This window comes from Priestia sp. TRN 1309 (genome assembly GCF_050846875.1).
In the GTDB taxonomy this organism is placed as follows: Bacteria; Bacillota; Bacilli; order Bacillales; family Bacillaceae_H; genus Priestia; species Priestia zanthoxyli.
Genome location: NZ_JBOZGM010000001.1, coordinates 860,844 through 878,460, shown reverse-complemented (window position 1 = coordinate 878,460; position 17,617 = coordinate 860,844). Strand labels below are relative to the sequence as shown.

Annotated in this window: 17 protein-coding genes; 7 read left to right on the top strand and 10 right to left on the bottom strand. The window is 34.3% G+C overall.

Features of this window, described 5'->3' with window-relative positions:
- Positions 1-93 precede the first annotated feature (93 nt).
- The gene (locus tag ACRPLQ_RS04625; protein WP_432235728.1) at positions 94-945 is read left to right on the top strand and encodes a MurR/RpiR family transcriptional regulator; all 852 of its coding nucleotides are present in this window, start codon (positions 94-96) and stop codon (positions 943-945) included.
- A gap of 723 nt (positions 946-1,668) precedes the next feature.
- Complete coding sequence (locus tag ACRPLQ_RS04620) at positions 1,669-2,967, top strand: CitMHS family transporter (RefSeq protein ID WP_274862737.1); 1,299 nt, start codon at positions 1,669-1,671, stop codon at positions 2,965-2,967.
- A 348-nt stretch (positions 2,968-3,315) separates the two neighbouring features.
- Here the strand turns inward: ACRPLQ_RS04620 and ACRPLQ_RS04615 are convergent, their stop codons facing one another.
- Both ACRPLQ_RS04615 and ACRPLQ_RS04610 read right to left on the bottom strand, forming a co-directional pair.
- Positions 3,316-4,227: a hypothetical protein gene (locus ACRPLQ_RS04615; RefSeq protein ID WP_432235727.1), complete on the bottom strand. Its 912-nt coding sequence runs from the start codon at positions 4,225-4,227 to the stop codon at positions 3,316-3,318.
- 24 nt (positions 4,228-4,251) lie between these two features.
- Entirely contained in the window at positions 4,252-4,797 is a 546-nt protein-coding gene (locus ACRPLQ_RS04610) for a hypothetical protein (protein WP_432235726.1), read from the bottom strand.
- A 267-nt stretch (positions 4,798-5,064) separates the two neighbouring features.
- On the opposite strand from ACRPLQ_RS04610, the gene ACRPLQ_RS04605 reads away from it, so the two are divergent.
- A complete protein-coding gene (locus tag ACRPLQ_RS04605) occupies positions 5,065-5,265 on the top strand; it encodes a cold-inducible protein YdjO-related protein (RefSeq protein WP_155010758.1) in 201 nt (66 codons plus the stop codon).
- Positions 5,266-5,498: 233 nt separating this feature from the next.
- Here ACRPLQ_RS04605 and ACRPLQ_RS04600 read toward each other — a convergent pair whose 3' ends face one another.
- The 3 genes from ACRPLQ_RS04600 to ACRPLQ_RS04590 form a co-directional block, all read right to left on the bottom strand.
- Positions 5,499-5,699, bottom strand: coding sequence for a cold-shock protein (locus ACRPLQ_RS04600; RefSeq protein WP_033580115.1), 201 nt, complete (start codon positions 5,697-5,699; stop codon positions 5,499-5,501).
- 921 nt (positions 5,700-6,620) lie between these two features.
- The gene (locus ACRPLQ_RS04595; RefSeq protein WP_165573594.1) at positions 6,621-6,797 is read right to left on the bottom strand and encodes a hypothetical protein; all 177 of its coding nucleotides are present in this window, start codon (positions 6,795-6,797) and stop codon (positions 6,621-6,623) included.
- 126 nt (positions 6,798-6,923) lie between these two features.
- A complete protein-coding gene (locus ACRPLQ_RS04590; RefSeq protein ID WP_108674835.1) occupies positions 6,924-7,439 on the bottom strand; it encodes a hypothetical protein in 516 nt (171 codons plus the stop codon).
- A gap of 259 nt (positions 7,440-7,698) precedes the next feature.
- Between ACRPLQ_RS04590 and ACRPLQ_RS04585 the strand changes: the two genes are divergently transcribed.
- Entirely contained in the window at positions 7,699-7,866 is a 168-nt protein-coding gene (locus tag ACRPLQ_RS04585; RefSeq protein ID WP_033580113.1) for a gamma-type small acid-soluble spore protein, read from the top strand.
- 51 nt (positions 7,867-7,917) lie between these two features.
- On the opposite strand, the gene ACRPLQ_RS04580 is transcribed toward ACRPLQ_RS04585, so the two are convergent.
- Positions 7,918-8,958 (bottom strand): zinc-binding dehydrogenase, encoded by a 1,041-nt coding sequence (locus tag ACRPLQ_RS04580; protein ID WP_416420532.1) that lies wholly within the window; start codon positions 8,956-8,958, stop codon positions 7,918-7,920.
- A gap of 298 nt (positions 8,959-9,256) precedes the next feature.
- Positions 9,257-9,751 (bottom strand): lactoylglutathione lyase family protein, encoded by a 495-nt coding sequence (locus tag ACRPLQ_RS04575; RefSeq protein WP_014458924.1) that lies wholly within the window; start codon positions 9,749-9,751, stop codon positions 9,257-9,259.
- Between the two features lie 143 nt (positions 9,752-9,894).
- Here ACRPLQ_RS04575 and ACRPLQ_RS04570 point away from each other — a divergent pair, with 143 nt between their 5' ends.
- The 3 genes from ACRPLQ_RS04570 (at position 9,895) to ACRPLQ_RS04560 (ending at position 12,137) form a co-directional block, all read left to right on the top strand.
- Positions 9,895-10,230, top strand: a complete 336-nt coding sequence (locus ACRPLQ_RS04570) for a winged helix-turn-helix transcriptional regulator (protein ID WP_098999701.1) — start codon at positions 9,895-9,897, stop codon at positions 10,228-10,230.
- Between the two features lie 871 nt (positions 10,231-11,101).
- Complete coding sequence (locus ACRPLQ_RS04565; RefSeq protein WP_275211260.1) at positions 11,102-11,284, top strand: hypothetical protein; 183 nt, start codon at positions 11,102-11,104, stop codon at positions 11,282-11,284.
- 154 nt (positions 11,285-11,438) lie between these two features.
- Entirely contained in the window at positions 11,439-12,137 is a 699-nt protein-coding gene (locus ACRPLQ_RS04560; protein ID WP_432235725.1) for an aspartate/glutamate racemase family protein, read from the top strand.
- A 338-nt stretch (positions 12,138-12,475) separates the two neighbouring features.
- Here ACRPLQ_RS04560 and ACRPLQ_RS04555 read toward each other — a convergent pair whose 3' ends face one another.
- From ACRPLQ_RS04555 to ACRPLQ_RS04545, 3 genes are all read right to left on the bottom strand, one after another.
- Entirely contained in the window at positions 12,476-14,104 is a 1,629-nt protein-coding gene (locus ACRPLQ_RS04555; protein ID WP_432235724.1) for an APC family permease, read from the bottom strand.
- A gap of 108 nt (positions 14,105-14,212) precedes the next feature.
- Positions 14,213-15,658: an aspartate ammonia-lyase gene (aspA, locus tag ACRPLQ_RS04550; protein ID WP_432235723.1), complete on the bottom strand. Its 1,446-nt coding sequence runs from the start codon at positions 15,656-15,658 to the stop codon at positions 14,213-14,215.
- A gap of 66 nt (positions 15,659-15,724) precedes the next feature.
- Positions 15,725-17,095 carry an amidase gene (locus tag ACRPLQ_RS04545; RefSeq protein ID WP_432235722.1) on the bottom strand — a complete coding sequence of 457 codons (1,371 nt, stop codon included), beginning with the start codon at positions 17,093-17,095 and terminating at the stop codon, positions 15,725-15,727.
- Positions 17,096-17,617 lie beyond the last annotated feature (522 nt).

Below are 17,617 nucleotides of genomic sequence, written 5' to 3'. Positions count from 1 at the left end.
TGCTAAAATTCAAGTAAGTATTGTGATAAATACTTTTTGTATACTAAAAAAAAATAAAATTTACAATATAATCTGTTTAATTGGAGCGAATATATGGAAAATCCAATATTAAAATTAAAAGATAATATATCACAACTAACAGAAACTCAACGTAGAGTAGCAGACTACATCCTTAAAAACCCTGTCGATGTAGCTTTTCTAACTGTTGACCAATTGGCCTTAGCAGTAAAAACTAGTACAACTACGATAATGAGATTAACTTTTAGCCTAGGCTATTCTGGATATGCAGAGTTTCAAAAAGGACTTCAGGAACTTTTGCGTAACAATGCTGCTCCTCAAATCAGATTAGAAACAAATTTGAAGGGCTTAGATGAAAGTGATTTGTGGATGCGCTGTGCAGAAAATCAATTCAATAATATTCAATCAACAGTAGAAATGATTTCTACAGAGAGCCTAGATAAAGCGTTAGAAATGATTGTCTCTGCAGACCGAATATTTTGTACAAGCGTTAGAAGTGGTTTACCCGTGGCACAGCACTTATCTTTTGGGCTTAATCGACTACTGGGAAACTGTGAGCTAATTGTCTCTGACTTAAGTGATTGGGTGGATAAAGGAATTACTTTAACTTCTAAAGATTTAGTTATTGCAACCTCTTTTCCAAGATACGCTAGAAGAACTGTTGAATTTGTAACAGCTGCTAAAAACAATAATGCTCAAGTCATTTCAATCACTGATAGTTATTCTTCCCCTTTAGTTAAGTACTCTGATTTAGTACTGACTTGTAGCTCGAGTAGTATCGCTTTTCATAATTCACCTATAGCGTCGCTACTTGTGGCCGATTATCTTGTAAGTGCGATAGCTATAAATTATCCAGAAAAGACAAAGGATCGTCTCGATAAAATCACTTCAGTCCTTACAAAAATTAATTATCATTACACTGATTAAATTTACGAATGTGGTAAAAGCATAAAATATCGAATGTATAAAATAATTCGATATTTTATGTTTTTACCATTTTTTATTTTTTTAATTAAGTCTAATACTTCCCTTTCACTTTTCAGTTCTATAAAAAAACATTTACTTTTCATTAGAAGCCATGATATTATACTTTTAAATAGTCACAATTATTACAACAATTAAATAAAAAGTAATAATTATTACTTCAAACGATGGGTTGTAATAATGAATATAGTTAGTTCTGTAAAATCATTTTCAGATATCATCCGGAGATATCTGACTGCTCCCCTACTAAGATATTACAAAGTGACTATAAGTTTATTAATCCTAACACTTGTATTTTGCTTGTTAAAACGCAAATGATGGGAGCACTACCCTTGATTCTGAGCAACCATCAACAAACGATTTTAGTAAAGGAGTGATTGGTTAAAGGAACATGGGAATAGAAGATAATTTATTACTGATTCTATATATACAGTGGGCTTAAGGGGAAATTCACGTTAGCTTTTTTGTAAACCCTTACATTTATTGCAGGAACAGGTTTTACAATAAATTCTAAAAGGTACCTACTTATTTTTAATCACAAATAATTGTGAAAAGAAGCTTTATAATAAAGAATGATAGTTAGATAGTTTCATGATAATTAAAAAAAGTATGACATTAAAGATAAACAAGAGGGAAAATGAAAGAAAGTTCTAGAGGGGGTATAATATGTTAACATTTTTAGGTTTTTCTATGATTGTAGTATTCATGTATTTAATCATGAGTAAGCGCTTATCTGCTTTTAGTGCATTAACAGTGGTTCCTATTATTTTTGCTTTATTGGGCGGATTTACTGATTTAGGTCCAATGATGATGAAAGGGCTTGAAACCATTGCTCCAACAGCAATTATGATCATATTTGCCATTCTCTATTTTGGGGTGTTAATTGATACAGGATTATTTGATCCATTAGTAGCGAAGATTATAAAGATGGTTGGCGGTGATCCTCTAAAAATTGTAATGGGTACTGCAGTACTTTCTTTAATAGTTGCTTTAGATGGTGACGGTACCATTACATATCTAATTGTAGTAACTGCATTTCTCCCACTATACAATCGATTAGGTATGAATAAACTTATCCTAGCCTGTATTCCTGCATTAGCAATGGGTGTTATGAATTTGACTCCCTGGGGTGGTCCTGCTGTACAAGCTACGGCGGCTGTAAAAGCAGATGTAACAGACTTGCTATTACCACTTATTCCTTCTATGATTGCAGGAACTATCTGGATTTTAGGGGTTTCTTATTTCCTTGGACAACGCGAGCGTAAAAGACTTGGAGTTATCAATATAGATACAGAATTTAATAATGAAATTGCTGCAGCTCTTGATGTAGGAATGGATGCATCAATAAAGCGTCCAAAATTATTTTGGTTTAACTTAGTTTTAACACTTTTACTTCTTACTGCTTTAGTTCTAGGGTTCTTACCATTACCAGCTTTGTTTATGATCGGATTTGCTATCGTGATGATTGTTAATTACCCAAATTTACAAGATCAAAAGGAACGCTTGCATGCTCATGCAGGGAATATATTAACGGTGGTTTCCATGATATTTGCTGCAGGTATATTTACTGGAATTATAGATGGAACAGGTATTGTTAAGGCTATGGCGGATACTTTAATAGCAGTTATTCCTGACGCTCTTGGCCCCAAATTAACAGTAATAGTTGCGCTTATAAGTATGCCATTCACATTTTTTATGGCAAATGCCCCTTTCTATTTCGGGATTATTCCTATTATGTCTGAAACAGCTGCTCACTTTGGCATCCCTTCAATAGAAATTGGTCAAGCTTCTCTACTAGGACAACCCTTGCATCTACTAAGTCCACTTCAAGGTTCTATCTATGTCTTAGTAGGACTTCTTGGTATCGATATAGGTGATCACATTCGTTTTGCTGCCAAGTATGCCATTGGAACAGCATTAGTTATGACGATTGTAGCTGTTTTATTTGGAATACTCTCCATATAAGTCATTTATAGTAACAAAAAAAGAGAGCTGACTTTTTAAAACAGCTCTCTTTTCTCATCTGATTTAACGAGTTTTTCTCTATTCATGCTACCGAAAACGTTCGTAAAGGTGTAAGTATGAAAGAAGACGTTCATAATTTATTTTAAAACTTAAACGAACGATAGAAATAGCAGGTTTCTTATAAAACAGAAAAGTCCGTAAAAATATACATTTACGGATGCTGATTTTCAATCTGATTTCAAATATTAAAGGAATAAAGTCAGGTTTTTTTATAGATTGTTAATATTTTTATAGAAAAATAGCATAACCGAAACTGCAGCCTCGGCTATTCCCCCCTGTATTCCCCCTCTAATTATTATAAGCCTTCATCTGCTCACTGTACTCATACTGAACCATTTCAAAGTCATAGCCCCATCTGCTTAATGCGTTTTCCATTTGAGTTTGTTTAACTTCAGTATCAACCGCTACGTTCTTCAATTGATTATAAGCTGAGGTTTGCTGCTGTACCTCATAGTCTTGCATTTGATAATCATCTTTCCATCTTTGTTCTGCATTTGATTTAATTGTACTAGCTACATTGGTTGGATTAAGATCCAGAACCGGATTATGAAAACTGCCTGATGATGCAGTTTCTTTTTTAGGTTCTTCTTTTATTGGCTCTTCTTTGGCAGGTGCAGGTGTTTCTTTCGCTTTAGCCAGTGCCTTTTCAGTTTCTGCTTTTGCCTCCTCTGCTTTCGCATTGGCCGTTTTCACTTCATCTTTGGCTTTCGCGACTTGATCGTTAGCTTCCTTTAATTGTTTTGTTAACTCAGTTACCTTAGCACTCGCACTATTTAACTTATCCTTAGTCTCTTTTAAATCCCCTTTCGTTTCTTTTAAGCTGCTTTCACTTTTAGCTAATTTGTTTTGGAGTGCTTTCGAATCTTTTTTACTAGCTTCTTTTTTATCTTTTGATGCAGACTCTGCTTTCTTCAGCTTTGCTTCGCTATCCGCTAGCTTGGCTTGAGCGTCTTTAAGAGAAGATTTTGTTTGTTCCAGTGAAGATTCTACTTTTTCTCGTCTTGCTTCACTTTTATCTAGTTTTTCTTGAACCTCTACTTTTTGCGAGGTCACTTCTTTTACTGATTCTGGCGTAAGCCCAAAGCTGATAATCGCAGCAGTAAAAATAAGAGCAATACATGCCACAAACACTAACGCCCATGCCCACCACTTACTAAATAACGTCTTAAAGAACCCTTTTTGCTCCTGTTGTCTCGACATTCTCTTTCCCCCATTATTTTTAATTTAATCGATACGCACTTCTAAGCTATTTAACTTACTTGCCAGTTCGTTATCTTTTTCATTTGTGATTTGAGAATAAGTCTGATAAGAACCGGAAGGATTTACGTAAGTATTCATATCTTTAACAGCCGTATAAGCATCAAGAGCGACAGTGTATTCATCTTTAAACTTAGCCGGAGGATTCTTTAACTCACCCATTGTCTGGTCTAACGAAGTCATGGTAACTTCTACCGTGGCTAAGTCTCCATTTGTATCATAAGATGCCATTTGAGCAGCTAGCGCCATGTTAAAATCTGTATAGCGTTGACCATCGATCGTAGCACCATTATTCCATATAGCCGCATGCCAAACTTCTGTATAGCCATTAATGATGTCTTCCATCATTGAACCAGCAGCTACCATTTGATTATAGGCTGAGGACAAATTCTCTTTATATTTTTGCCCGGCCTTTTTCTTTTGCTCGGCTGCTACGCGTTCTTGGTGCTTATGATAAGCACCAATTGAAGCAAATGCTGCAATAATGAGCACAAATGTCAAAACAATAAGCATCAGTTTTCTTTTTTTTTTCTTTTTCTCTGTCTTCCTGTGCTAAATTACTCACATTCATTCCCCCTCTTAACAACATCATATTACGATTAGAATATTTTTAACTCATAATATAAAAAGAGAAGCAGGGAACTTTCCCTGCTTCTTCTCACTTCACTCTTATTTTCAAATATGAGATCGATGCCAGTGAAATATGAACAAAATAAAAGGTATAAAGTATTTATGCTCTCTTTATAAGGTATACTTCTAAAGAGAGGAGCAGTGATTAATATGCATTATAGTAAAAGAAATCAAGAACCTCCGATTCAAGAGGAAACAGAAATTTGGGAATGTACAGTAGAAGAGTGTAAAGGCTGGATGAGGAAAGACTTCTCTTACGATAGGCATCAGAAATGTCCTTTGTGTAAAAGTCAGATGGAAGCTAAAAAACGGCTTATTGATAAAATCCCCCGTAATCCGCATAAAAAATAATATAAACCTATGCTTTCTAAAAGATTAAACACTATTTATCCATAAAAAAAGCTTGGTTCATCTTTGCTTTCTATTTCTGTTGTATGTTATAACTAGTTAACCTTGTACCAATCGTCTTGTCTAAAACCCAGTTTTTTTTAAAGCCTGGGTTTTTCTATTGAACCAATAGTATGCTAATTATGACACCATAAAAAAAAGACCCCTTCACAGGAGTCTTTTTTTATCACTTTTAATTATGCTTTGTGAACGTTAGCAGCTTGTGCTCCGCGTTGACCTTGCTCGATATCAAAAGTAACTTTTTGACCTTCTTCTAATGATTTGAAACCTTCACCTTGAATAGCACTGAAATGAACGAATACATCTTCTCCGCCTTCAACTTCGATGAAACCGAAACCTTTGTCTGCATTAAACCATTTTACTGTACCTTGTGTCATAATGTTGCCTCCTGCTGTGGAATACTCCACAAATGTATTACTAATCTTGCCCAAACATACTATTTCAAGATAAAAACTTCTACTTAGGGTTTTTTCTTTTCTCAATATACCGAACAAAAATAAGTTATCTGTAGTGTAACACATAGTAGGATTGATAGCAAACAAGAAAAATATCCCCTTCAACAAGTTCTACCTATTCATCTTTCCCCTACCAAGACTTATGGTAGGCATATGTAGCATAGCTTATAAATGCTCGAGCATATTGAATATGTATATATCTCCATTTATTATAGCTATTCATGATAATTCACTATTTAACCTTTCTTATAAATAAAGGGTATATGTAATCCAAAAAACACCTGTTAACTTTACTGAATTATAAAGAGGCTATTGGGATATTCTAATTAGGGAAGAAGGAAAACAAGTTATTGATTACAACTAATCATTACAAAGCTTCTTACATTTGGGATGAGGTGTCTACAGCAGGCCTATTTCAGAAAACCTTATTGTAAATCGATGTATGTTTGATTCATAAGGGGATGGTAGTCATGAACGTAGTAAGAATATATATAATGGGTAGACAATAATATTCATTTATCACTGTACAAATGAGGTGTTTGTCCCAGACCAAGAACGATTTCGTTCACATTGTATATTTTTTTAGTTCAATGCTTAAATGAGGTGTTTGTTAAAGAGAATATACTTTTTCAAGTTACTGTTTCATTAGGCAATGGAATTACGTAAATGAGGTGTTCCTTAAAGATCATATGCTGCATTAAAAGCTGATTTTTCCTTCTTCACATGACGGGATGCATAATCGTTTGCATCTCGTTTTTGTTATACATACTATCTAAGGTATACTTGTTTATTTGCATGTAAGTCTTCAATTAAGGTGTACAGAGTTCTCTGCATAGGTTTTCTTTAATTGTATCCGTACCCTGTTACTCGGTAATCATCACCGTAATCTACTGTGACAGACACCTCTTTTTTCTTCTCTTTACCATTAGCATATCCGTGGACTAATACTGCACTTAAATCTTCTCCACCTGAAAATTCAACATCTTTGGGAACAAAATCAATGTCTTCTTCGTCTTTCATATACGTAGCCGAGAAAAAAGAGATGAGAGGTTTAAAAAAGCTGTCTCTACTTTCAAGTAGAGACAGCTGAAGAAACAATCAGCTATTTAGAAGGTGTTTGTCGTGTCTTGTAGCCAGATACTTTTATCACTCATCCAATAACCTAATAAAGGAATGCTCCCCATTATCCGGCTTTACCTCTAGTTTCTTCGACATTATAAACTCACTCATATGTTGAAAACCATATAACAGGAGTTGTCTAACAGTCAAAATGGTTACGTACTGAAAAGGATTAATTTTCTTAAGCTTAAAGATGCTGCCCTTTTTTAATTTAGGTACAACTACAAATGTAAATGTAGTATGAATCATAAAGTTTACAGCTATATACAGAGGCAATTTACGGTATGTGGATTTAAGCACCCACATAGATACAGTAAAAAAGGGCCCCCATGTCCACACATCTTCACCAGGAATTTTCGGATGTACACTTTGTTTAAAAGACCAAAAATTCTTTCTCTTAGCATAAGAATTAAGGTATTTAGTTACCATACAAATAGCAATGGACGCTGGAAGAAACCGTTTAAAATCTTTGCCTTTCATAAATGAAAAGCTGGACCAACAAGTGATAACTAACAGTATTAAAAATAGTCTATTCTTTTTCATGATTTTATACACCTCTCTATTTTAAGGTGTACATCTATTCTAAAATTACACAACGAATTATCTTAAGAGCATGCTGCCTAAGGATTATAATATATAATCGGTAAAAATTCGAACAAACTATTGACGATGTTTTCTTGTACATGTTGCCTCATAGTTGTATGCACAATACTTCCTGAAATTTTCAATTTTTTCTTACCAGGTACTTCTAAGGATACTGTCTCTCCACTTGGATATATTAATTCTTGTGGAGGTGATAGTAATGGAAAACAAATACTCTAACAAGACAGCTTCAGGAACAGATGTACAACACGTGAAGCAAAAGAATGCTCAAGCATCTTCTGGCAAATACGGTACGGAATTTGCTAGCGAGACTGACGTACAACACGTTAAACGTCAAAACGCTCAAGCAAACAAAAACCAAAAATAATGTTAAAAGGGTTCTTTCATGCTCGTTGAAAGAACCCTTTGTGATACAAGGTTATTCTTCGGGAAGTAATAAAATCTTCCCTAACTTCCCTTTATTTTTAAAATACACTTGGGCTTCTTTTGCTTTGTCTAAAGGGAAAATTTTATCGATAACCGGTTTAATTTCCCCCTCAGAAATGGCCTTAAGCATATCTTTAAACTCTGCTCTCGTTCCCAACACAGATCCATACATTGTAATATGTTTTAGATACAATGTTCTAAAATCAAAATTTGTATGCTGACCACCAGCAGAACCTGAAATGCAAAATTTCCCGCCGTTTTTTAACACTTGAAGAGATATGGAAAACAAAGCATCTCCTACAACATCTAGAACGGAATCGACCGGACCTCCGTTCAGTTCTAAAATGTCTTCTGAAAGAGCATCAGATTTATATGATAATACGTGTGTGGCTCCCAATCCCTTAATTCTTTCTTGATTCTCTAAGTCCCCCGTGATTGCAATAACTTTAGCACCAAAGACTTTAGAGGCAATCTGTACATTTAATGATCCCACACCACCATTTGCTCCAGTTACTATAACTGTCTCACCTGGTTGAGCTTGAATTTGGTTGACCATGTGCCAAGCAGTTAACCCACTTACCGAAAAAACAGCACTTTCTGAATAGCTTGATAGGGGCATGTCAAAGCAAAGTTCAGCAGGCCAAACCACATATTCAGCATAACCACCATCGTATTCTGAACCTATAAAGGACATATCATCAGCAATATGTTCGTACCCTTCTTCTCCGCTAGATATAAAAGGGAATAACACAACGTCTTTTCCCACTATAGACTCCTCTACTAACTTTCCTGCTTTTACTACTTTTCCCGTGATATCAGATCCTGGTGTACGTGGAAACTGGACTCCTTCCGGTCGCCATCCAGATTTTGAGTCAGTACCGTAAGCACCCTCTCTCATCCAAATTTCTGTATTGTTAATAGCACAGGCCTTCACTTTTATAAGAACTTCATTTTCTTTGGGTTCAGGTATAGGAATTTCTACTAGGCTTAATTTACTTACGTCTCCATAACCTGTTACTTGTACAGCTTTCATAGAACAGTCCCCTTCTTTTTTACGAATATAGTTTTTAATATATTTCATACGGCTGCTTATAGTTTAGAAAAAAACATGCATATTTCATTATGCACTCTTCTTTCTATTATCATCAAGTTTGGAGTCAGTATACTTTTACGGCCTTTTCTTTTTACTTCTGTTTCGCAGTGTCAAAAACCACTGGATCATTAAATTTAGAAATGTTAATAAACTCTCTTTTTTGTTGTTTTGTAACATGGCGCTACCATATAATAAAAAACACCAGCAAAAGATTTTGCTGGTGGAAAGAGATTATTTATTAGTAAGCGCCTTGTGAATAAGTTAACTCATAGCTATGCGTATAAATTTCAAAAATATTTCCAAATGGATCTTCTACATAAACCATTTTATATGGTTTTTCTCCTGGGTAATATTCTCTGATAGGCATACGTTGTTTACCACCATGTTGCTTAATTTTCTCTACAAGACCTTCAATATCTGGATCCTGAATGCAGAAATGGAAAATGCCTGTTTTCCAATACTCAAAGTTATTTTCAGGTGTTTCATTTTCAGGGAACTCAAACATTTCTACGCCAATTTTATCTCCCGTAGCTAAATGTGCAATTCTGAATTTATCCCAGTCATTCCCAAATACATCTCGACACATTTGACCGATAGGTGTGTCATCATTTTCCACATCTGAAGGTTCCATAATAACGTACCAACCGAACACATCAGTATAGAATTTAATTGCCTCATCTAGGTTAGGTACTGAAAGACCGATATGAGAAAATGTTTTAGGATATGTGAACATAATTTATATTCCTCCAATTTTTTTAATGATTTTAGTGTTTGCTGTCGAACACATAAATAGTGTATTTCACAATTTTAAATTATGGAAGAACGCACTTTTTTGTAAGAAACTAACCTAAAGGTAAGAAAGGACTGAAGAATGAAATGAGCACTCCGATAGACGATACAGGAAAATTAAAATGTTCTATTGAATATACATTAGGAAAAATAGGTAACAAATGGAAAACAGTGATCCTATGGCATTTAGGCGTAGACGGGACATTAAGGTATAGTGAATTACGTCATTTGTTACCTGGTGTGAGCCATAAAGTAATGACGAAACAATTAAAAGAACTTGAGCAAGATAACTTAATTAATAGGACTCAGTACAATACCGTACCACCTAAAGTGGACTATTCCTTAACCAGCAAGGGAAAAACGTTAATGCCCATCTTAGACCTGATGCATACATGGGGGAAAGAACATGGAGAGGGTTTTTAATTTGAGAGCTTTGACAAAAATATTTGCCTATCATAAAACACTCTAAATCTTGGTAATCAATTAAGAACTGGTATATAGGAAGCAATACCGTTAGAAGGTAATCTTGTACATATTAAATTAAGTGGTACTAAGGGTTATACAGTATTAGGAAATCTAACTCACCCTTAAAAGTGGTTAAGAGCATCAGAAAATGACATGGTCGAAAGCTTTGAGTGAAGATTAGAACTTGAATAACGTTATAAAAAAGCAACTTCGTTCATTGGCCAATGCCGAGGTTGCTTTTTTATAACGGTTTGTTCATACGTATCCGAAGTATTGAAATATAGGTATATTACCATTTTATGTAATTAAAGGATATTTTTAATGTGTTGCTGAATATGAATAAAAGGTGCGCTTTTTATGCATCATCTCTTCAACTACTTGTAAGGAGAAATTCGTCATATCAAGGATGTATAAAAAGCTGAATATTCTATAAAAGCGACCCTTGTAGAACCCTTACTCCCATAAGGGTTCTCTTTTTTCGTGTCTTCCGGAAAGAGTGTTTATGTAAACTAGATTTGTATATGGTATACATAAAGATTTGTAGTTTTAAGCGTTTTTCTTTTTTATAAATATCCCTAGTACTAGGCAGATAGCACAAATAATTAAAATAGTAAGCTGAACCAAAATTACACCTCAAATCATTTAGTTAAATAAAAAAAGACAAGCAATCTTTATCTATAATTTAACAATATCACATTTCCATTAAATTGGAAAATTACCAGTAATACGGATTACGTTAACTACGGTTGTAGCTAACATATATTCTGAACTAATACGTAAACTTTGATAAAATGTAATTATTAGGAAGATAAGGAAAAGGGGTTATTTTTTGTTTTTTAATTTTATTGGTATGTTATCAGGGCTAATAATAGCTTTAGCAAACATTTTTGATTCTGGTTTTCATGGATTTACGCGTTGGGTAATGATTATTTGTGGTTTACTAATGTTTATCTCTCATTTAAAAATAGCTTTAGATAAAAAGAAAAATGGAGTAATTAACCGAGATAGATAGAAGACTTAAATCGTTATAAAAAAGCACCTAATATTGTGATTAGATGCTTTTTTTGCTACCTAGAACGCACATTATGGTAACTACGATTATATATGATGTTAACCCTGAAAAAGCTTGGTTTGTGGTAATATTTTCTATAAAGGAGGTTGAGAAAATGAAAACAATAGGTTTATTAGGCGGGATGAGTTGGGAATCATCAGCTGAGTACTACAGAATTATCAATCAAACAGTAAATGAAAAGTTAGGAGGACATCACTCTGCTAAAAGTGTGATGTATTCTGTGGACTTTGAAGAAATAAAAAAATTACAACACGATAATAGATGGGATGAAGCAACAGAATTAATGATTAAAGGAGCTCAATATGTTGAAAAAGGTGGGGCTGACTTTTTAGTGATCTGTACAAATACTATGCATAAAATGGCAAATGATATTCAGAATGAGATTAGTGTTCCTATCCTACATATTGCAGATGCTACAGCTAAGAGAATAAAAAATAAGGGGATTAGTAGAGTTGGGTTGCTTGGAACAAAGTTTACAATGGAAGAAGACTTTTATAAAGGACGACTTATAGCTAACCATAATCTTAAAGTTAATATTCCAGGTGAAAAAGAGCGCCAAACTGTGCATGATATCATTTACAAAGAATTATGCCTAGGAAAGATTAACTTAAACTCCAAAAGTGCATATCAAAAGATTATAAATGGTTTAATTAACGATGGAATAGAAGGAGCTATATTAGGTTGCACTGAAATCTCTTTATTAATTAATCAAAATGATACCTCGCTACCTATCTTTGATACAACAGAAATACACGCACAAACCGCAGTTGATTGGGCGTTAGAGCTGTCCTAAAAACAACAGATAGAAATAGGCTAACTGCCCTATTCTTCAGAAAAAAGCCTTCCTAGAATTCGTTTTATGATAACTGCGGAAGTATATCTTAGGCAGCCTAAAAAACAGAAAAACTACCTTAACTAACTGGACAAATAGTTTAGGAGAGTTTTTTCTTCTTCCATGTTATTGACTCGAGAAATAGTAAGGTTTTTCAAAGGGGTGCTTCACAGCGTCTTTGGTAGTTTGCTCAATTTAACAATAACTTATGTATAAAAGAAAAAACTTCCCTGATTTGTCAAAGGGAAGTTTTCCTTAGGTAATTTTATCACCAACTGATAAATTGAGGTAGAAGAAGGTTAAACAGATAGCTCTTCATTTATCTCATTATCTTGCTTTTCAGCTTTTAATTCATTATTTACTTCTGTAGCCGCCTCCATGTATTCAGTCTTATATCCACTTTTCAGAGCCCAACCATAAAAAATTAGAGAAACAAAAGTAATAAGGAGCATGTCCCATCCATATTTAATGATATTAAGACCTCCAAATTTTTCACTTCCTAAGAAAGAGATGGTCATCATACACAATAAATACACAACCATCCACATCCCAGCTTTCAGATTACGTCCAAACCCTTTCCAATTATTTTTGGCTTGGTAATAAAAGTAGATAGGTAGCCCAATTAATATAATGAATAAGACTTGTCCTGTTAGTGGCCAACGTGCCCAATAAAGCGTTAACGAAGCAAATATAAAGCCAAGTGGTGCAATCACTTTTAATCCCTTAAGTCGTAAAGGTCTATATAAATCTTTACCTGTTCTTCTTAAAGTCATAACTGTAACCGGACCAGTAATATAGGAGATAAGCGTAGCTACTGAAATAACTTCAGCCAATACTCCCCATCCTCTAAATAAATATAGAAAAATGAAAGATACACCTAGATTAAAAAACATAGCTTGACGTGGAATCCCATAGATTGGATGTAATTTCCCTAATACACTTGGCATATATTTATTCTTTTCCATTCCATAAATCATACGTGATGTAGTAGCTGTATAAGTAATACCTGTGCCAGAAGGAGATATAAAAGCATCAACGTACAGTACAATAACAAGCCAATTAATACTTAATGCAATAGCTAAATCTGCAAATGGTGAATTGAAATTAATATTCCCCCATCCATTCACAATCATCTTTGGATCAACAGCCCCAATAAATGCAACTTGTAGAAGAACATAGATAATTGTAGCGATTGCAATTGATCCAAATACAGCTAATGGAATTGTACGACCTGGATTTTTTGCTTCTCCAGCCATATTAATAGGACTTTGAAAACCATTAAATGAAAATACGATACCTGATGTAGCAACAGCCGTTAATACACTTGCTAACCCATTTGGTACAAAACCTTGACCTGAAGTGAAATTTTCGCTGTGAAAGCCAGCAAATAGAAGAGCTCCAATTGTTAAGCCAGGTATCACAATCTTAAAAACTGTAATAAGAGAATTAGCTTTCGAAAATAACCCAACAGTCCAATAGTTTAATAGAAAATAGATAATTAATAATCCTGCCCCCCATACTAATCCTTCTCCAGTCAGTTTTCCGTTTTCAACTAGATCTTTTGTCCAACTAGCCCATTCCCAAGGCCAAGAACTCATGTACTGAACAGAAGCTACAGCTTCTACCGGAATAACGGATACAATCGCAATCCAGTTTGCCCAACCAGCAATAAAGCCAAGGAATGACCCATGAGAGTATTGTGTGTATTTTACCATCCCTCCAGCCTCTGGGAACATAGAGCCTAGCTCACTATAAGAAAGTCCAATAAAAAGAATAACAATCATGCCAATGATCCAAGAAAAAATAGCTGCCGGTCCAGCGATTTGTGCAGCACGCCAAGCTCCGAATAACCAGCCTGATCCAATAATTGATCCAAGACCAACCATTGTTAATGCAAAAACCCCCATATTTCGGTTTAAATTGTTCATATTTTTTTCTCCCATATATTAAATTTAAATAAAGAAAATTCTCCTTAAACATCTTACTTTATATAACGCTTACATTTGAGTAGATATAGAATTTTCCTATTTAGTAAATTAACTAGATATAATACTTAAAAGTTGTTTGCCTGCAATACCAGGACGAGTCATTTCAAAAGGATCGAGTATAATGTTTAATTGTTCTTCTGTTAATACGCCTTTTTGTAAACATAAATCCTTAACAGATGTTCCACTTAACGTAGCTTCACGTGCAATAGAAGCTGCCATTTCATATCCAATATGAGGATTAACAGCTGTAATGACCCCTACACTTTTTTCTACAAATTCTGTTAAGTGATTTTCATTTGCTTGAATATCTTTTAAACAATAATCTGTAAAAGTTTGAAAAGCGTTCTTCATAATACTAATAGATTGAAGTAAATTAAAAATTAATACAGGCTCCATTACATTCAACTCTAACTGTCCTGCTTCTGAAGCCATACAAATGGTATGATCATTCCCAACTACCTGAAAGGCAACTTGGTTAATCATCTCTGCCATCACGGGATTTACCTTTCCAGGCATTATCGATGAACCCGGCTGACGAGCAGGTAGTAAGATTTCAGCAAGTCCAGCGCGAGGACCGGAAGACATTAATCTCAAATCATTACAGATTTTGGACATATTAATCATACATACTTTTAGTGTTGAAGAAATCTCTGTATACGCATCTGTATTTTGCGTAGCATCTACGAGATGGGACGCATGCTCAAGTGGTAAATGACTAATGTTTTTTAGCTCTTCTATTACATTTTTTGTGTAGTTAGGATCTGCATTTAACCCAGTACCAACAGCTGTTGCCCCCATATTTACTTCATACAAGTGTTGACGAGATTGTTTAATCCTTTGCAAATCACGTTCAAGCACACGACTATAAGCCTCAAATTCTTGCCCCAACCGAATAGGCACAGCGTCTTGTAAATGAGTACGACCCATTTTTATAACATGATCAAATTCTTGAGCTTTTTGCGTAAATACTTTTTTCATGTTTTCCATAGTAGTAATTAAGCCTTCAGAAAGATTTAATATAGAAATATGAATAGCCGTTGGAAAGACATCGTTTGTGGATTGTGACATATTGACATGACTATTCGGACTAACCTTACTGTATGTACCTTTGTCTACTCCTAAAAGTTCTAAGGCACGATTAGCAATAATTTCGTTAATATTCATATTCATAGATGTTCCAGCACCACCCTGTATAGGGTCTACAATAAACTGACCATGCCATTTACCATCTATTACTTCCTGGGCAGCATCTGAAATAGCTTTTCCAATTTCTAATGGCATACGTTGTGTATGTGTATTAGAAATTGCAGCTGCTTTTTTAATCATAGCTAAGGCTTTAATAAGTTCTGTATGAACCTTATATCCAGTAATAGGGAAATTCTCCACAGCTCTTAAAGTTTGAATTCCGTAATATACATTATGAGGAACTTCTTTTGTTCCTAAAAAGTCTTTTTCAATACGAAATTTTGTATTTTTGTCTACATCTAAAACCATGCTCTCGCCCCTTATTCATCTATTTAATTAGTATTTATGGCGTTGTTCTATATAAATAGGGTTTATTTATTTTGCAAAGTTGACATGTTGCTCTAGCATATAAGCAAATTGATAAATTTTTGCTTCCATACCGTGCCTAGAAATAAGTTGTAGACCTATAGGCAACCCGTCTTTTGACAGTTCAACAGGTAGAGATAAAGAGGGGTTTCCTGTAAAATTAGTCGGCGCTGTCAAGCGTAACAAAGCGTTTCGAACAGACTCCACTTTTCCGTTGATCGTAACTTCTCTTTGCCCAATATTAGGTGGAACTATTGGCAAAGTAGGTGTTAATAGGATATCTACATGATCAAAGACCTGATTATATTTATAAATTAATTCTTGTTTTTTTGATTGCGCATGTACATATTCATAGGCTTTTACTAGTCGGCTAGCTTTTAGCCTTTCATATACTTCAGAATCAATGCTTTTTTGATGTTTTTTTAATGTTTGCGCATGTATAGATGAAGCTTCAAATTGGACTGTTATAGATTGGGCGTGAGAAATCTCGCCAATATCATCTATATTAACTTCTGTTACCTTTGCACCTAGATACTCACATACCTTAATACATTTGCTAAACATTTGATGGACTTCTTCTTCTAAGCTCTGTAAATAAAAAGAAGGAATACCAATTACCCTCCCCTTAACATCCGTTCCAATTAAAGAGCTGTAATCTTGAATTTCCATATTTAAAGAATAAGGATCATTTGGATCATATCCTGCTAGAACATTTAACAGCAAAGCATTCTCTTTTACAGTTCTAGTTATAGGACCAACATGATCCTGAGTATATGACAAAGCATGGACATCTTTTTTACTAACTAGACCAAAAGTAGGTTTCATGCCTACTGTTCCACAAGCTGATGATGGTATTCTGATAGATCCACCTGTATCCGTTCCTACAGAAAGATTAACTAAACCGGCGCCTACAGAAGCTGCAGACCCACTACTTGATCCACCAGTAATCTTCGATGAGTCATAAGGGTTAAGACACGATCCAAAATATGAACGGTCGCCCGTAGGTCCATAAGCAAACTCATGTGTATTCACTTTTCCTATGATAATGGCACCAGCATTTTCAAGCTTTTCTACTATCGTAGCATTTGTATCAGGTATAAAATCTTTGTAAAGTTTTGAACCCATTGTTGTTCTGATGCCTTTTGTAAAGATTAAGTCCTTTAACGCAATAGGAACTCCATGTAATTTACTCCTTACATTTCCTTCTACCAGTTCTTTTTCTAAATCTTCAGCTGCTTTGAGAGCTTTTTCACTACATACAGTAATAAAAGAATTAGTGTTGCTATTCTCATTAGATATCTTCTCTAACGTATGTTTTACCAACTCAGTAGGAGATAGTTTTTTTTGTTCAATTAATGGTGATACCTCATCAATATTCATCTTCGTTAACTCCTTAATCATCAACTTACATCTAACTCCTAAATAAGAACAAATTAGTTTTTATGGTTTTGTGGATTAGGATACTATCTCATTTTTCAATATTTTAAGCAGTAGTCTAAAATTCAACGTATCCAGGGACTTAATTTTGTATCATTACCTTAAATAACCTTGTGTTAAGGTTGCCAACTCATAAACCTACAATGTTGTATTACAAATAATGCTTGATTATCAATACTCTCTTGCAATATTGCATAAATGATTTACTATAAAAATTAAGTGGTTATGGCTTACTATATATTTTCGTAACTTTTATGGTTATTTTCATATGGTTCTCATCTCCTTCTTTTTGCTTTATATAGCTTTCTACATGTACTCATTAATCTACTATGCAAAATTCATGCCAACTTTTATATCCAATAGTTTTTAGCATTATGCTTGAAATAATATGAATAGTTAATGGAATATAAAATGAATTCCAATGCAGTATTGCATGTATTTTTGCATTTTCGCATTAAACTTTTA

Bases quoted from the DNA above. Each gene is read 5' to 3' on its own strand.
- ACRPLQ_RS04625 (WP_432235728.1), top strand. From the start codon at position 94: ATGGAAAATCCAATATTAAAATTAAAAGATAATATATCACAACTAACA.
- ACRPLQ_RS04620 (WP_274862737.1), top strand. From the start codon at position 1,669: ATGTTAACATTTTTAGGTTTTTCTATGATTGTAGTATTCATGTATTTA.
- ACRPLQ_RS04615 (WP_432235727.1), bottom strand. From the start codon at position 4,227: ATGTCGAGACAACAGGAGCAAAAAGGGTTCTTTAAGACGTTATTTAGT.
- ACRPLQ_RS04610 (WP_432235726.1), bottom strand. From the start codon at position 4,797: ATGCTTATTGTTTTGACATTTGTGCTCATTATTGCAGCATTTGCTTCA.
- ACRPLQ_RS04605 (WP_155010758.1), top strand. From the start codon at position 5,065: ATGCATTATAGTAAAAGAAATCAAGAACCTCCGATTCAAGAGGAAACA.
- ACRPLQ_RS04600 (WP_033580115.1), bottom strand. From the start codon at position 5,699: ATGACACAAGGTACAGTAAAATGGTTTAATGCAGACAAAGGTTTCGGT.
- ACRPLQ_RS04595 (WP_165573594.1), bottom strand. From the start codon at position 6,797: ATGAAAGACGAAGAAGACATTGATTTTGTTCCCAAAGATGTTGAATTT.
- ACRPLQ_RS04590 (WP_108674835.1), bottom strand. From the start codon at position 7,439: ATGAAAAAGAATAGACTATTTTTAATACTGTTAGTTATCACTTGTTGG.
- ACRPLQ_RS04585 (WP_033580113.1), top strand. From the start codon at position 7,699: ATGGAAAACAAATACTCTAACAAGACAGCTTCAGGAACAGATGTACAA.
- ACRPLQ_RS04580 (WP_416420532.1), bottom strand. From the start codon at position 8,958: ATGAAAGCTGTACAAGTAACAGGTTATGGAGACGTAAGTAAATTAAGC.
- ACRPLQ_RS04575 (WP_014458924.1), bottom strand. From the start codon at position 9,751: ATGTTCACATATCCTAAAACATTTTCTCATATCGGTCTTTCAGTACCT.
- ACRPLQ_RS04570 (WP_098999701.1), top strand. From the start codon at position 9,895: ATGAGCACTCCGATAGACGATACAGGAAAATTAAAATGTTCTATTGAA.
- ACRPLQ_RS04560 (WP_432235725.1), top strand. From the start codon at position 11,439: ATGAAAACAATAGGTTTATTAGGCGGGATGAGTTGGGAATCATCAGCT.
- ACRPLQ_RS04555 (WP_432235724.1), bottom strand. From the start codon at position 14,104: ATGAACAATTTAAACCGAAATATGGGGGTTTTTGCATTAACAATGGTT.
- aspA (WP_432235723.1), bottom strand. From the start codon at position 15,658: ATGGTTTTAGATGTAGACAAAAATACAAAATTTCGTATTGAAAAAGAC.
- ACRPLQ_RS04545 (WP_432235722.1), bottom strand. From the start codon at position 17,095: ATGAATATTGATGAGGTATCACCATTAATTGAACAAAAAAAACTATCT.